Origin of the sequence: Fibrobacter sp. UBA4297 (genome assembly GCF_002394865.1) — a bacterium.
Taxonomy (GTDB): domain Bacteria; phylum Fibrobacterota; class Fibrobacteria; order Fibrobacterales; family Fibrobacteraceae; genus Fibrobacter.
Map to the genome: position 1 here is coordinate 55,843 of NZ_DGUZ01000012.1, position 14,522 is coordinate 70,364.

Consider the following 14,522-nt stretch of genomic DNA (forward strand, 5'->3'; position numbering starts at 1 on the left):
CCGGATTCAATAAAGTCCTTGGAGAAGTGAGCAGCCACAATCGTACCAACCATGAGGCCCACAATCGCAAACGACATGTAGTCCTGCATCATGTTCACGGTCGAAGAACCGGACACGTCCTGGTAAATCAGCACGAATACCTGAGCCAAAGCCCAGAACATCGAAAGGGCGATGATAGACGCACGGAGCGTCGGCACGCGGAAACCGAGACTCAAGTGGCGTTTGACCTTGTCAACGCTCACGTTCAAGTCTTCGAACTTCACGCGCGGAATCATGAAGTTCGCAACCGTACCAAGCACGCTCACCGCTGTCAAAATCCACGGAATCACGACGGACTTTTCCGTAATGCGACGCACAGCTTCGTAAGAAACGAGCTGGTCCAAGTTGATCAGGTTCACGCCGACAATCGTAAGCCAGGATGCCGCGATAATACCGCTAATACTGAATATCTGGAGGAATGCGTTAGCGTAGCTCAAATTGCGCACGCCAAACATTTCCTTCACAATGGCGTACTTCGCCGCACTGTGGATGGCAAAACCGCAGCTCAGCCCAATCGAGAGCCAGAATGCGACTCGCGGGTAATCGACCGTCACGAGCACGGACTGCGCTATCACAAATAGCGTCATTACAAGTGACGACCAAGCCATCACCTTGTTCTTTGAGAACTTATTGGTGAAGAACCCCGCAAAGAACACCATCAACACGTATGGCGCGAGGAAGAAGATTTGAAGCATGAAGTTCTGCCAGATGATACCATCCTTTGCAAAGAACGATCCCGACAGAATTTTCTGGGCGTAAATAAACACACCCGCCTGAACAAAAGTTGTTGCAAGGATAGATAAGAAGAATCTTATAGAACCTTTAACTTTCCACATTTACAAAACCCTTTTTTTGCAAATTGTCCTTTTGCCCAAAGATAGAAAAATCACTTCATAAGCGCCTCAATCTCCCCGACTGTGCGCGGAATATGCTCCGAAATATTTTCAAAACCGTTTTTTGTAATAATTAAATCATCTTCGATGCGAATTCCGATACTTTCACAGTAGCGCTTGCCGTCAATTGTTGCCGTAAAATCTCCGTAAAGTCCAGGCTCACAAGAAATTAACATTCCCGGTTTTAACACCACATCCAAGGAACGTGAACCCGGGTCGCCTTCGTGGATATGTTCCCCGATAAAGTGGCTCACCCCATGCGGCCTCTTGTCGTACAAGAGCTTAAAACTCCCCTTCGCCCCCTTTACAAGGCGACGGTCAAGTTCCATCATGATGAATTCCCAGCAAATCATGCCGATTTCCTTGAGGGCAACGCCCGGACGCACCACGCGCTGGTACACCTTTGCAGATTCGAGCACGATTTCGTACAACATTTTTTGAAGCGGGTCAAACCTGCCATTTACAGGGATGGTGCGCGAGATATCGCTGTGGAGCGTCCCGAACCGCACACCAAAGTCAAAGAGCACAAGTTCGCCATCGCGCAATTGCTCGTCGTTCTTCACGTAATGCAGACAGCAAGCGTTCTTGCCACCCGCAATAATCGTCGGGAACGCGAGGTCGCCATCGCCACGGCGCTGCATTTCGTAATTGAGGAACAGCGCCACATCGCGCTCAGTCTTCATGTTCTTCATCTCGGGCAAAAGCGCACGGAACGCCTCGTCCGTAATCTGTTGCGCCACGCGGGCATCACCAATGCGTTCCGGTTCCAGCACCAGGCGGTCTTCGAAGTGCATGTCGGCACAGCTCTTTACTCTCAACTTAAAGCGGCGGAGAGCCTTCTTCAAATCATTTTTGAGTTTTTCGTTGTGGTCGCCCTTGAACTTTTCGTAATAGAAACCGTAAGCATGGTCCACAGCATTTTTGCCGTTCACATATTTTTTTGCGAGCGACTCGACAAAATCCCAAAGTTCATCAACCGGCCGCACATCTTCTACGCCCGTCAAGCGAGCAACGACATTTTCGCCATCCACAAAGCCAAGGCGCTTGCCATTCCAGAATTCCTTGAACGGGTCCTTGCGCGGCACAAAGAGTGTCGAACACATGGCACGCGGGTCCAGCACCAAATAGCAGCCCGCCTGGTTCACGCCTGTCAAATACAGGAACGCCGGATCCTGCACAAAGCGAGTCCAAGTTTGAACAAAGGCTTCCTCGCCCCCCGGTTCAACGGGCATCCCGGCAAAAACGCAAAAAGAGTCTAGCTTTTCCATCAAAGACTTGCGTCTTTTCGCATAAATTTTCTTGGAATCGTAATTTTTAGACGATAAAAAGACCTGAGAATAGGTCTGAACATCATTTTTACGTGCCTGCATAGTCAATTTTTACCTTTTTTAACATTTTTTTTCTCACAACTATATATATTTTAGCCATCAAAGACTAGAATGGAGCTTAATAATGTCTCTTAAAAAATGGAAATTAGTTCTCGCATCCCTTTCTGTAGCACTTTTCACGGCTTGCGCAGGTTCCTCTAACTCAGGCAGCAGCGATACCGGCTATACGGGAAGCAACGAATCCTCTGATAACTCCTCTTCTTACACGGGTTACAATGAAAACCAGGCAGAATCCGCTAAGCCGGCTGCTCCGGCCAAGAAGGAACCGCCCAAGGAAGTCATCAACGAAAAGACTTTGAAGAAGAGCCAGGACGAAGCAGTCGCTGCAAACGAAGACAATCACAAGCTCCGCAAGGAAATCTTCGAAGCAAGGACCAAGCTCGGCCTCCCGATCCAGCAACCTTCTACAGATGAAGAGTAGTATAAGGCATTACTCACTGTCTGACAACCTGAAACGAGTTATTTCAGGCGAACGTGAAACGGTTTTCCGATTACTGGAGAGCCGTTTTTGCGTTGAAATACGCACCCGACTCCCAGGGCTAGACCTTGTGGCGCGTGAAGGTGCCGATATGTCAGGCTTACTTGCGGTCCTCGACCAGCTAAAAATCGCCGCACGCAACGGCGAGATTTTAGACGCATCCCAGCTCGAACGCATGCTCGGCCCCAAGGAAGCGTCCGAAGCGACCTACACCGAGCTCATCCCCGACAGCCCCGTCTTTAGGAACAGGTTCGGGATTAGCGTCTCGGCAAAGACTCCGGCTCAGGCGGAACTGGTCAAGGCGGTCGAGAAAAATGACATCATTTTTGCGAAAGGGCCCGCAGGCACAGGCAAGACATTCCTCGCCGTGACGCTTGCCGTCGCAAGCCTTGAACGCGGCGAAGCCGAACGCATCTGCCTTGTGCGTCCCGCCGTCGAAGCCGGCGAATCGCTCGGATTTTTGCCCGGAGACCTCAAGGAAAAAATAGCGCCTTACCTCCGTCCGATCCACGACAGCCTTTCCGAGCTCTTGCCCGCCGAAAAGCTCAAACGCTACGAAGAAACGGGCGCCATCGAAGTCGCCCCACTCGCCTATATGCGTGGACGCACACTAAAGCGCGCCTTCATCATCTTGGACGAAGCGCAGAACACGACCATCGCCCAGATGAAGATGTTCCTCACGCGACTTGGCCCTCATAGCAAGGCTATCATCACCGGCGACACAAGCCAGATTGACCTCGCCAAAGGGCAAGTATCCGGTCTTGAACATGCGATGAACATTCTCAAGGGAATCCGAGGAATTGCCGAAGTCGAATTTAGCGCTACTGACGTTCTTCGTCATCATCTAGTCAAGGACATTTTGCTAGCTTACGAACAGAACGAGCAAAAAAAATAGAAGAGCTTTAAATGAACAAGAAAGAGAAAAAGATTCATTTATTTATTGGCTGGGTTATCTTAATCCTCATCGCCATTCTCTTATTCCCGGACAAAAACATCGCCCTCCGCGCCGAGCGTCCGCACTTAGGCCAGCTCAGTACTAGGACGATTGTCGCACCGTTCAAGTTCGAGGTTCCAAAAACTGAACAGGAAATCCAGGCCGAAAAGGCCCGTGCCGCCGACAAAATCAACGCCATTTTCGAATTCAATGCCGACGAAACGACGCGTGAACTTCGCGAGCTGGAACAGTACCTCAAAAAACTCGAACAGTACGGCAAGATGCAGGCTGTCATCAGTTCAAGCAAGGATGACGGCAGCGCACTAATGCAAGAAAAAATCAAGGAAGCCTCAAGCATCTACGACCAGCTTAAACAGCGTCTTTCCATTACCGCCATCAAGCCGCTCAGTACAAACTCTGTCGCCCGCGACTCCCTGATGTCCGTATTCTACCAGATGATGCAGAAGGGCGTATCCAACACACTACTTGCAAAGACCGAAACCGAAGTCAACCTGTTCTGCAACAGCTACAACATCAAGCAAGTCAAGAATCTCATCTACAACAAGCCAAACATTTCGCTTATCAAGGAGAACGAAGAAAGCACTCTGGAAATCAGTGAAATTCAGCCAATGCAACGCCGCATTGACGAAGCTTTTGGACAGTTGCAAAGTTCATTTTCGTCGGAACAAGGCTTACAGAGTGCCTTCTACGAAGCGCTTTACGTTTTCACAAGCCCAAACGTATTCTATCTCGAAAAAGAAACAGAAGCCCGCAAGCTCGATGCTAGCAACAAGGTGACTCTCATCAAGGGTATGGTCCCGCGCGGCATGGAAATCGTAGCCCAAGGCGCACCAATCACCAAGGATATTCTCGAAAAGATTGATGCACTCCAGCTTGCGCAGCAGAACGAAGAAAACTCGAAGATGCTCACCGCGCCTTACGGCAACGTGCTCGTCTTTATCATCATCATCACGCTCCTCATCATGTTCGTTCTCTACACGCCGACGCGTACCATGTTCAAGACACCGCGCCAACTGTGGAGCCTCATGTTCCTCACGCTTTTGCAGCTCCTCGCCTTCTGGATTATCCACAATCTCTCCGGAACACTCAACAAGCCCGAAAGCATCCTCCCAGATGCAATAGACTTCATGTGGCTTTACCCGATTACGTTTACCCCCGTCATCGCCGTCGTGCTCTATGACGCGCGCATGGGGCTTGCATTCGCAACATTCTCCGCCGGATTCTACGGCATTCTGAACGGCTATGACCTTGCCGCAACACTTACAAGCCTTGTCGTGAACATCGCCGTGATAGCTCCGCTATTCCGTATGCGCTACCGTGTGCAATTTGCGTGGAGCATAATTGCAGGTGTTGTCGCAGCCGCAGCCTCGATAAGCATCATGCTTCTCCTCCGCAACAGATTCAACTTTGTCACGTTCTACCAGACGCTCATCGCAGCTAGTGCAAACATCATCATCTTTACCGCAGTCGCATCCGTGCTCTTGATCCACGTTGTCGAAAAAGTCTTTAGCATCACGACCGTGCTTACGCTCATGGAAATGTCGGACTTCAACCGCCCAGCCCTCAAGCGCATTTCGGAACTTGCACCGGGAACGTTCCACCACAGCATCCAGGTTTCAAACCTCGCCGAAAGCGTTGCCGAAAGCATTGGAGCAAATTCGCTCTTGGTCCGCGTGATGGCACTTTACCATGACCTCGGCAAGACAATGCGTCCAGAATACTTTACCGAAAACCAGAAGCAAGGCGTAAACCCGCACAACAATCTCGACCCGTATCAGTCCGTCAAGATTTTGACCGGTCACGTTTCGCAGGGCATGTTGCTTGCCAAGGAATACAAGATTCCAGAACTCGTCGCCACGGGCATCCAGGAACATCACGGCACAACGCTCATCCAGTACTTCCACCACAAGGCGACAGAACTCGCGAAGGAAACCGGCAAGGAAGTCAAGGAAGAAGATTTCCGCTACAAGGGACCGCGCCCGCAAAGCATGGAAACCGCAATTCTCATGCTTGCCGACGTGATTGAAGCGACAAGCCGCTCCATGGCAGACACATCATCGGAAGCCCTCATCGCCATGATCCACAAGACTATTCTTGACAAGTTTATGGACGGCCAGTTCAATGAAAGCAATTTGTCCGTAAAGGAACTTTCCAAACTCGAAGAAGCGTTCCTCCACAGTCTCGATGGTACGTACCATACGCGCGTGAAGTATCCGGGACAACGTTAGACGAGAGAATGTCATGCCCGCCCCTGAGCGGGCATCTCTTTTTTAAAGGGAAAAAAATAAAGAAAACTGCCCATATCCCTTGACACACGAATTAAATGTTTTTATATTTGGTTCGTTCGGTTAAAAGACCTAACAAACCACTGGGGTGGTAGCTCAATTTTGGTTAGAGCACCGGCCTGTCACGCCGGAGGTTGCGAGTTCAAGCCTCGTCTATCCCGCGATAAAGACCTCTCGAAAGAGAGGTCTTTTCGTTTATACTCAAATCATCGCTTAATTGATACTCCCCTATTAAAAAATTTTCACTTTTTTCACAAAAAAGACCAATTTCGGTTGACAAGACTTTTAATATTTGTATATTTGGCTCGTAACTCGAGGTTGTAGAAAATGTTAAACAAAAAGAATCTTATTCTTATCGGTATTGGCATTTTACTACTTGTAATTGGATTTATTTGTCTCGCCACAGGTCCTGCAGATAATCCGATTAGCCTTTCTGTTGCACCAATTATCTTGACGATTGCTTACGTTGTGATTATTCCTCTCGGAATCCTCTACAGCGGCAAGGGAAAAGACAAGTAATTATTCGGACGATTAGCTCAGCTGGTTCAGAGCGTCTGCCTTACAAGCAGAATGTCAGCGGTTCGAATCCGTTATCGTCCACTACCGAAAAAAATCGGAAACGATTTTGGGGTGGTAGCTCAATTTTGGTTAGAGCACCGGCCTGTCACGCCGGAGGTTGCGAGTTCAAGCCTCGTCTATCCCGCGAAAAAGCACTTCTCTTTGAGAAGTGCTTTTCGTTTTTACAGTCACCCCGGCCTCTGTGCTCTTTGACCACTTGCGCTTTAGCGCTTATGTGGGCATGATCCGCGAATGGGGACGGGGTCAGCTTACACATTATTCATCTAATCGTTTAAATCTGGAAGCCAAACGCTGCGTTTATATCGATGACAAGGCCCTTGTCCATCTTGAAGAAGGAGTTCTTGCGGTCCGCTTCAAATTTACTCGTCCAGACATAGCCAAATCCGGCATCAAGGAACACGGCAAAACGCCCAAAGAATCCTTCCCCATCATTCAGAATCTTCTTGACTCCGCCATTGAGCATAAAGCCCCACAGCCAGCCGTTAAAGTCCCCATGCTTTTCCGTATCGATTTTTAGATGATCCACTATCATTCCTGCCTGAAAATAGCGCCAGCGCTTGCCACCAACGCCATACAGGCGAAAACTCTCTTGCAGACCGATATCGTAAATCTTGTAGCCATCATTGTCGTCTTCAGTACGGTCAACGCGCACATAATGCGGCATCGATATGAGAGAAATCTTCTCCATCATCTTCCATTCAAACGTCAAATAAAACTGCGGATAGTCCGTAATGCCGTTCGGGACGTTGATGCCGCCCCAAAAGTGCGAATACGGCACCATAAAATTTAACGGGTGAATATATAGCGTAAATGTCGAATCCTTCAATGATTCGTCATTCTCCACTTCCTGCGTTGCTTCCGCATTCGTTTTCAACTGCGTTTTAGCCGGTTTTGCCACGGAAAATACAGACAAAGCAATCAGTAAGAGGACTATGCGTTTCATAGCCTAAATTTAGATTTTTTTTGGTGATTCATCTCCCAGCCATCGCGTGACATGAACACCATTCCACCCTATTGAATTATGCTTAAAGCCATGCGCATACGAGGCTCCACAATGTGCTCCGCGGATTGAGAACTGCACTGCGACGGCAAAGTCCGGGAATCGATATGAAGAGCTAACTTCCACAAATTTCCACCGAAAAGAAGCACCCACATACAAGTAATCCAAGTCACTTTCCGCAAAAGCCGAGATCGACTCGTCCGATTTCCAGTGAATGCCAACAACAGGAGCAACGCTTTCGTCCATAAATCCCTCCAGCATTCCCGCAAGGTAGATGTTGCGCCAATGGTAGAGCCCCGCCCACTTGAACCGGTGCCGCGCCCAAAATCCGCCGCCAGGAATCCACTCCATATCAAGCCCATAACTTGTTCCAACTGCAAAATGCGTCCAGGTCTTCGCAAAAGCCACTTCTGAATACAAATTACGGTAAAGGGAATCCATCGACTCGTAAGCCACAAAAGTTCCCACGCGGTATGCTTCACTTCCAAATTCAAGCGACATGTTCCACGAAGATTCATCGACATTATCCATCCAGTAATACGAAATGCCGTACGAGGGGAACGCATACCGAGCAGGCGAAGAACTAAAACCACCAAGCCCGACAGGAGAAAGCCCGCCTGCCAAAAGCGAAGCAAAAGAAGCATGGCCTTCGGTAGCATTGCATGGAATCGCGAAACAGAACCAAGCAATCATCAAAAGCAACTGTCTCGCGCATTTCTTTAACACGCTTTTTTCCCAAGCGCTATTTAGCATACATTCAAAGCAATTCCGAGCAAGCCTACGGGCGGACAAGAATACCGACAACATCTTCGAAATCCCCCACAGACAAAGTGACATAACCTACTCCGATACCAAGATTTTCTTGAACCGGGACTTTAACCCACTCATTTGCATTTGCGGGGACAAGAACGTTCCACATGCGGCGCCCAGCAGAATCCAGAAGAGACAAATTCACATTGAACTCAGATTCCACACGGACTCGAAGCGGTGCGCCCTTCTTTGAAACGACTCGTGATGATAGTTTATACACAACAGGACCACTCTGAACTTCCCTAACGGCGCCAGCGTCTATGCCTTGCCCGCTTTGAGGCTGATATCCCGGAGTAAACTCGCGCTTCCTTGTTCGCGGATTGAATCCCGAAGGGCATGGGACTGTCGCCTTGCTCCAAGAAACGCTATCCGCAACACCATTATGGAAACAAAGGCTAAGCGAGCCCTCGCTATTGTTTAGATAACCTAAAGCAACCTGAATCAAACGGATATCCGGAATTCCAAGCGCCAAGCGTAATGCGGACGTATCCTTGCTCACAAGTATCGTCTGATACGGTCGAATTGAATCGCCCACATTCCCCAATGCACCACCTCGGTCACAAAAGCGAAACGCATCTAGCGGGAGCGGGCTTTGGCTTGCATTGTAGAGTTCCACCCATTCCGGCATCGGCTCTTCTGGGCAATGGTGAATCTCGGTTATCTGGAGTGACTTCGCCAATTTGGCAATCGATTCCAGAAACGGGTCTTCTTCGATACCAAGCTCGTATTCCGGATTCCCGTACCCAAGCGTTTCCGTGACAAACGCCCATTCGTCCGTCAAGCCAATGCGCTGTACCGCCTTGCCTGGTTTCGGCTGCGGGACTGTCACGGAATCCATGCACGAACCCGCCCAGACCTTCCAAATGGACTCCCGCGAATTCGGGAGCGAGATCTTCCCCAGCAAGCCGCACATGACGTCTTTGTGAGACGGACATTGAGACACGTCATGCACTAACACAAAACGTTCCGCCTTCGGCCAAGCAAACGCAAGAATTTCCTTGGATTCAAACCGTACATAAAGCGAATCTGACCGAAAATCATCTAGGCGAATTTCGACGAACTCCCCCTCTTGGTCAGAAACCGTTTTCGGATCCGGGAAAAATTCAACAAACATCGGACACGAAAATGCCGATGCACAAAAAGCCATGCCGCAAACAGCGACCGGCACGATACCACATTTTTTCACGACACCCTCCCGGGCGCGCCCCTCCAAGCGTAAAAACGCTAGCGAGAATTAGTCGACTTCATAGTCGTTAGGGAGAATATAAGGAAGAGGGTTCACCGGGACACCGTTCTTCCAGACCTCATAGTGGAGGTGCGGACCAACAGATCTACCCGTGTTGCCCATATAGCCAAGAATCTGATAACGATGTACAAACTGCCCTGGAGTCACGGCGGACATCTGCATGTGCCCATAGCGGGTCTTGAGACCATTGCCATGATTCAGGACTACAAAATTCCCAAAAGAGGAACTCAGCTGGGAAATTTCAACCACGCCATCCGCCGGAGCGTAAATCGGAGTCCAGCGGTCATTCGCAATATCGATGCCCTGGTGCATCTTGCCGACTTCACCCGTCACCGGATGGATACGCGGCCCAAAAGCGGAAGCATAACGACCAGTCGTCGGTGAAATTGACGGAATGTAGCGTAAAACAGAACGACTCTGATCAATGTACTTAGTCAAAGAGTTGAAAGATTCTTCGTTGTTCTGGATTTGTCCAAAGATACGCCAAACATCTTCGTGCATCTTGGCGGTACGTTCAAAAACCGGGGAACTCTTGCGCAAAAGCTGAACATTCGGCTCGATATGCCCCCCTGTCGAGAGCTTACGAGAAGCTTCATCCGGCAACGGGAGTCCAAGCTTTGCGTGGAGCATCTTTTCGGCCTTGAAGAAATCACCGGACGTGTTGGAAATATAATCCACTGTGCTCTGGATTTGCGAAAGTTCCTTATTCAGCTTCTGTCGGCTCGAAAAGGCATGCTTCAAGACACCGTCATAAACGGACGTCGAAAGCACTTGCACAAGAAAAAGGACAAAACCGACAATAATCACGATTCGAGCAAAAAGCGAACCGCGAAGAACAAAAGAAGGCACCTTCACGGTCAACGCCCGCGACGATTTCTGGAAGCGTATGGATGCCTTAACAAAATTCATCAGAGGATAATGTAAATAAATGGCATGAAAATTTCAAAGGTTTTATCCCTATTTTTTTATTACATGACATATATAGGAATTTTCCAGAAAAATTTTGTCACTTAATACATTATCAGCTGTATTTTCCGTCTAAAAACTACAAAAGTTGTATGTTGTTTTGTGCTAAATCGGGTTGTCAAAATCAATGAACTGTGACGGAATGCTGAGTTCTGTCTGGATTTTTTCTGCAAGAGCGCTCACGCCAAAAATTTCAGAACGGTGGTGTCCGCACGAAACAAGGTTCACCCCGTTTTCCTGGCAGAATATCGGGATATCTTCCTTGATGCTCCCTGTGACATAGGCATCGCAGTTAAACTCCATCGCCTCGCGAATATCCGATGCACTACAAGCACCACTGCAAATAGCGACACGCTTGATTTCTTCGGTCCCATAAAAGAACTTGTTCTGCACGCCATGCACAAAAGCGCCACTCAGGCCATCAATTAGTTCTTCCCTCGTTGCAGGAGTATTCCATTCGGCAATTATGCCGATAGCGCGCATCCCGACATGGACAAACTCATGCACAGGATTTAGACCGAGAAGCTTTGCAATAACGGCGTTGTTACCGATTTCACGATGAGCGTCCAACGGCAGATGGAAACCGAACACAGAAATACCATTGTTCATAAGCTTGCGGAGACGTTCTGCAAACTTGCCAACCGGGAGCTGAGACTCCCCTTTCCAGAAACCATTCGGATGGTGAACGATAATACAGTCAGCATGCTCGGCAATGGCTGCATCGATCAACTGGTCGCGCAGGCTCACGCCCGTCACGATTTTGGTTACCTTGTCTTTAGCCTCGACACAAAGGCCATTTACACAGTAATCATTAAAGGATTTCGGGTCGAGCAGGTCGTCAAACCATGCAGTCATAAAAGACAGATCCATAAACTCTCCTTATTAAACTAAACATCCCGGCTCCATGCCAGAATCAATTCTCCACCATCCAACTATTTATCGTTAGCTATAGAAAATATAAATACAAAAATTTTATTTACAACTAATTAGTGCGATTTTGGTCATAAAAAGTCATATTGGATTAAAATATCGTTGCCATAATCTATGCATTTAACTAAATTTACGCATAGAAAGAATTATTATAGGAGCCCCAAATGGCACATTATCTTTTTACCTCTGAATCCGTTTCTAAAGGTCACCCGGACAAGGTCGCCGACCAGATCTCCGACTCCATCCTCGACGCCTGCCTCGCCCAGGACCCGAACAGCCGCGTTGCTTGCGAAACACTTGTGAACACCGGTCTCGTTGTTATCTCTGGTGAAATTACGACCAAGGCTGTTGTTGATTTCCAGGAAGTTGCCCGCAACACCATCAAGAACATCGGCTACGTGAACCCGGACCTCCAGTTCGACTATAAGGGCTGCGCCGTGCTCGTCGCTATGGACAAGCAGTCTCCGGATATCGCCCAGGGCGTTGACGCCAAGGCTGCCGAAGGCAAGGAAGACGACAAGCAGGGTGCTGGCGACCAGGGTATGATGTTCGGTTACGCCGTCAAGGAAACCAAGGAACTCATGCCGCTCCCGATCAGCCTCGCCCACAAGCTCATGGAAGAAATCCAGAACCTCCGCGAGAAAGGCAAGATCAAGTGGCTCCGCCCGGATGCCAAGTCCCAGGTCACCGTCGAATACGACGAAAATGACAAGCCGGTCCGCGTTGACACCGTCGTCATCTCCACCCAGCACGACGAAAAGGTGAACGGCAAGGAACTCAAGCATTCCCAGATCGAAAAGGAAATCATCGAAAAGCTTATCAAGAAGGTCATCCCGGCCAAGCTCTTGGACAAGAAGACCCGTTACCTCGTGAACCCGACCGGCAAGTTCGTTGTCGGTGGCCCGCACGGCGACTGCGGCCTCACTGGCCGTAAGATCATCGTCGACACCTACGGCGGCATGGGCCGTCATGGTGGTGGCGCATTCAGCGGCAAGGACCCGTCCAAGGTCGACCGCAGCGCAGCATACGCAGCACGCTATGTCGCTAAGAACATTGTCGCAGCAGGCCTCGCCTACCGTTGCGAAGTGCAGCTCGCTTACGCTATCGGCTACTCCAAGCCGGTTTCCGTGCTCGTGAACACGTTCGGCACTGGCAAGATCGACGACCGCAAGATCGAAGCAATTGTCGCACAAAACTTCGACCTCTCTCCGGCCGGCATCGAAAAGATGCTCGACCTCCGCAAGCCGGGTTACGTCGCAACCGCCGCTCTCGGCCACTTTGGCCGTACCGGCGCCCGCTTCACGTGGGAAAAGACCGACAAGGCCGAAGCTTTGAAGAAGGCCGCAGAAGCCGTCTAAAAAAAGGATGTTGTCATTCCCGCCTACCTGTCCTCGCTTGACGGGGACGAGCGGGAATCTCCCGTTCTTTATCTACAAGGCAGACCGCATTCAAGCGGTCTGTTTTTTTATTTTATTCGAGGAGGAAATATGATCAAACGAATATTTGTACTCTTGCTTATCGCTGTAGCACTCGGATTCGGACAGGCAAAAGCCACCGAAGATAACGGACAAACGCTTTTTTACAAGGATTCCGTGCAGGCCATCCAGCATGCAGAATTCACGCAGGTAGACTTTGACGGCTATTACCAGAACCTGATTCAATCCGAAAAGGATATGGTCAGCCGCGCAACCACGACAAGCATCATCAGCGGAATCACTTTAGGATTCGGCGTTTTCACCACGATTATCGCTTTTAGCGACAATAAGAACATCGACAAGAATACATGGACTGAAGTTCACAGGCAGACTTTACAAATTGCGGGCGTAAGCCTCACAGTCGCAGGGGCAATCGGTCTAGTATTCAGCCTTCGCGAAATTATCTGCGGCACCGGCGAAAATAGCAAACGTGCCTCGTACGAACGCGCCTACGAGATTTACAAGCGCAGACGCGCCGAGCTCAAGGACGGCGCAAAAGTCATCGTGACACCGACAGTTGATCCCCTCGCGGCCGCAGCCGGATTAAAAATGGACGTGGCGTTTTAGGTGAAATGCTGCAAATTTCGCAAAATGCGTTACGCAAAATGCGAAAAATCGCAAATTGTCAGTATATGACACTTTCAACTATTAAATTATAGTTATGAGGTTTTTATGCTGACGACATTCCTTATCATTTTTGCAGTCCTTGCCATTTTAGGGCTTGGAGGTGTGGGCGAAGCCTGCGCCATAACGCTGTTGCTACAAATCCTCCCCTTCCTGATTATCGTCGGGATTGTCTGTTGCCTATGGTTCTGCGGAGGGTAGAATTATCATAAATACAATCAAAAATATATTGATTTTCTCCAGTAACTATATTATTTTTATAGTTATTGGAGGAAATTGTGATAAGGACAGCCTCAGAAATTCTTTCAACGCTGAGTCAAGAGTACAAGCAACCGCAAATGAAATTGCGGCAAATGACTCAACATGGAGAATTTTTCAAGATTATACGAGGTCTTTACGAAACCGATCGCAACACACCTGGCGAAGTTCTTGCCGGAGCCATTTACGGACCATCATACCTGTCGTTCGAATACGCCCTATCCAGACACGGACTCATTCCCGAACGAGTAAACTTATACACGTCAGCATCATTCCAAAAGAACAAAAACAAGCTATACCAAACACCCTTCGGCGAGTTTTCATACTCCGACATTCCGACCGATGTATTCCCTCACGGAGTCAATATCGAGAATATAGAAGACCGCCCCTACGCTATGGCAACTTGCGAAAAGGCGCTTTGCGACAGACTCTACAAGGAAAGTCCTATCACTAGCAAGCGCGCTATGGAATCATTTTTATTTGAGAATTTGCGAATTGAAAACGAGGACTTCAACAACTTAGATTTTAACTTTATCCACAAAATTGCACTTTTATACAAAAAGAAGAATCTTTACATTCTTTCTAAAATGAGGTAA

Annotated in this window: 14 protein-coding genes, 3 tRNA genes and 1 pseudogene; 11 read left to right on the forward strand and 7 right to left on the reverse strand. The window is 48.9% G+C overall.

Features of this window, described 5'->3' with window-relative positions; genetic code table 11:
• Both B3A20_RS06170 and B3A20_RS06175 read right to left on the reverse strand, forming a co-directional pair.
• Positions 1–875: pseudogene (locus B3A20_RS06170) on the reverse strand (acyl-[ACP]--phospholipid O-acyltransferase); the annotation flags it as partial.
• 50 nt (positions 876–925) lie between these two features.
• A complete protein-coding gene (locus B3A20_RS06175) occupies positions 926–2,302 on the reverse strand; it encodes a M24 family metallopeptidase (RefSeq protein WP_290762850.1) in 1,377 nt (458 codons plus the stop codon).
• Positions 2,303–2,384: 82 nt separating this feature from the next.
• Here B3A20_RS06175 and B3A20_RS06180 point away from each other — a divergent pair, with 82 nt between their 5' ends.
• The 7 genes from B3A20_RS06180 (at position 2,385) to B3A20_RS06210 (ending at position 6,741) form a co-directional block, all read left to right on the forward strand.
• Complete coding sequence (locus tag B3A20_RS06180; RefSeq protein WP_290762852.1) at positions 2,385–2,741, forward strand: hypothetical protein; 357 nt, start codon at positions 2,385–2,387, stop codon at positions 2,739–2,741.
• Positions 2,731–3,693 (forward strand): PhoH family protein, encoded by a 963-nt coding sequence (locus tag B3A20_RS06185; protein ID WP_349680068.1) that lies wholly within the window; start codon positions 2,731–2,733, stop codon positions 3,691–3,693. The genes B3A20_RS06180 and B3A20_RS06185 overlap by 11 nt, the downstream gene beginning before the upstream one ends.
• A gap of 11 nt (positions 3,694–3,704) precedes the next feature.
• Complete coding sequence (locus B3A20_RS06190; RefSeq protein ID WP_290762856.1) at positions 3,705–5,981, forward strand: HD family phosphohydrolase; 2,277 nt, start codon at positions 3,705–3,707, stop codon at positions 5,979–5,981.
• Positions 5,982–6,123: 142 nt separating this feature from the next.
• Positions 6,124–6,199: transfer RNA gene (locus B3A20_RS06195), tRNA-Asp, on the forward strand.
• A 166-nt stretch (positions 6,200–6,365) separates the two neighbouring features.
• Complete coding sequence (locus B3A20_RS06200; RefSeq protein WP_290762858.1) at positions 6,366–6,557, forward strand: hypothetical protein; 192 nt, start codon at positions 6,366–6,368, stop codon at positions 6,555–6,557.
• Between the two features lie 6 nt (positions 6,558–6,563).
• Positions 6,564–6,638, forward strand: a tRNA-Val gene (locus tag B3A20_RS06205).
• Positions 6,639–6,665: 27 nt separating this feature from the next.
• Positions 6,666–6,741, forward strand: a tRNA-Asp gene (locus B3A20_RS06210).
• Between the two features lie 147 nt (positions 6,742–6,888).
• Here B3A20_RS06210 and B3A20_RS06215 read toward each other — a convergent pair.
• The 5 genes from B3A20_RS06215 to B3A20_RS06235 all read right to left on the reverse strand — a co-directional run bounded on the left by B3A20_RS06215 (position 6,889) and on the right by B3A20_RS06235 (position 11,509).
• On the reverse strand, positions 6,889–7,560 hold the full coding sequence (locus B3A20_RS06215; protein ID WP_290762859.1) for a hypothetical protein: 672 nt from the start codon (positions 7,558–7,560) through the stop codon (positions 6,889–6,891).
• A gap of 9 nt (positions 7,561–7,569) precedes the next feature.
• Positions 7,570–8,343, reverse strand: a complete 774-nt coding sequence (locus B3A20_RS06220) for a hypothetical protein (protein ID WP_290762861.1) — start codon at positions 8,341–8,343, stop codon at positions 7,570–7,572.
• Between the two features lie 52 nt (positions 8,344–8,395).
• Positions 8,396–9,613 carry a lamin tail domain-containing protein gene (locus B3A20_RS06225; protein ID WP_290762862.1) on the reverse strand — a complete coding sequence of 406 codons (1,218 nt, stop codon included), beginning with the start codon at positions 9,611–9,613 and terminating at the stop codon, positions 8,396–8,398.
• 48 nt (positions 9,614–9,661) lie between these two features.
• Positions 9,662–10,582 carry a M23 family metallopeptidase gene (locus tag B3A20_RS06230; protein WP_290762863.1) on the reverse strand — a complete coding sequence of 307 codons (921 nt, stop codon included), beginning with the start codon at positions 10,580–10,582 and terminating at the stop codon, positions 9,662–9,664.
• Positions 10,583–10,744: 162 nt separating this feature from the next.
• Positions 10,745–11,509, reverse strand: coding sequence for a Nif3-like dinuclear metal center hexameric protein (locus B3A20_RS06235; RefSeq protein WP_290762864.1), 765 nt, complete (start codon positions 11,507–11,509; stop codon positions 10,745–10,747).
• A 224-nt stretch (positions 11,510–11,733) separates the two neighbouring features.
• Here B3A20_RS06235 and metK point away from each other — a divergent pair, with 224 nt between their 5' ends.
• The 4 genes from metK (at position 11,734) to B3A20_RS06255 (ending at position 14,522) form a co-directional block, all read left to right on the forward strand.
• Positions 11,734–12,927: a methionine adenosyltransferase gene (gene metK / locus B3A20_RS06240; RefSeq protein ID WP_290762865.1), complete on the forward strand. Its 1,194-nt coding sequence runs from the start codon at positions 11,734–11,736 to the stop codon at positions 12,925–12,927.
• 129 nt (positions 12,928–13,056) lie between these two features.
• Positions 13,057–13,611, forward strand: a complete 555-nt coding sequence (locus B3A20_RS06245; RefSeq protein ID WP_290762866.1) for a hypothetical protein — start codon at positions 13,057–13,059, stop codon at positions 13,609–13,611.
• A gap of 105 nt (positions 13,612–13,716) precedes the next feature.
• The gene (locus B3A20_RS06250; RefSeq protein WP_290762867.1) at positions 13,717–13,869 is read left to right on the forward strand and encodes a hypothetical protein; all 153 of its coding nucleotides are present in this window, start codon (positions 13,717–13,719) and stop codon (positions 13,867–13,869) included.
• Between the two features lie 152 nt (positions 13,870–14,021).
• Positions 14,022–14,522, forward strand: a complete 501-nt coding sequence (locus B3A20_RS06255; protein ID WP_290762868.1) for a type IV toxin-antitoxin system AbiEi family antitoxin domain-containing protein — start codon at positions 14,022–14,024, stop codon at positions 14,520–14,522.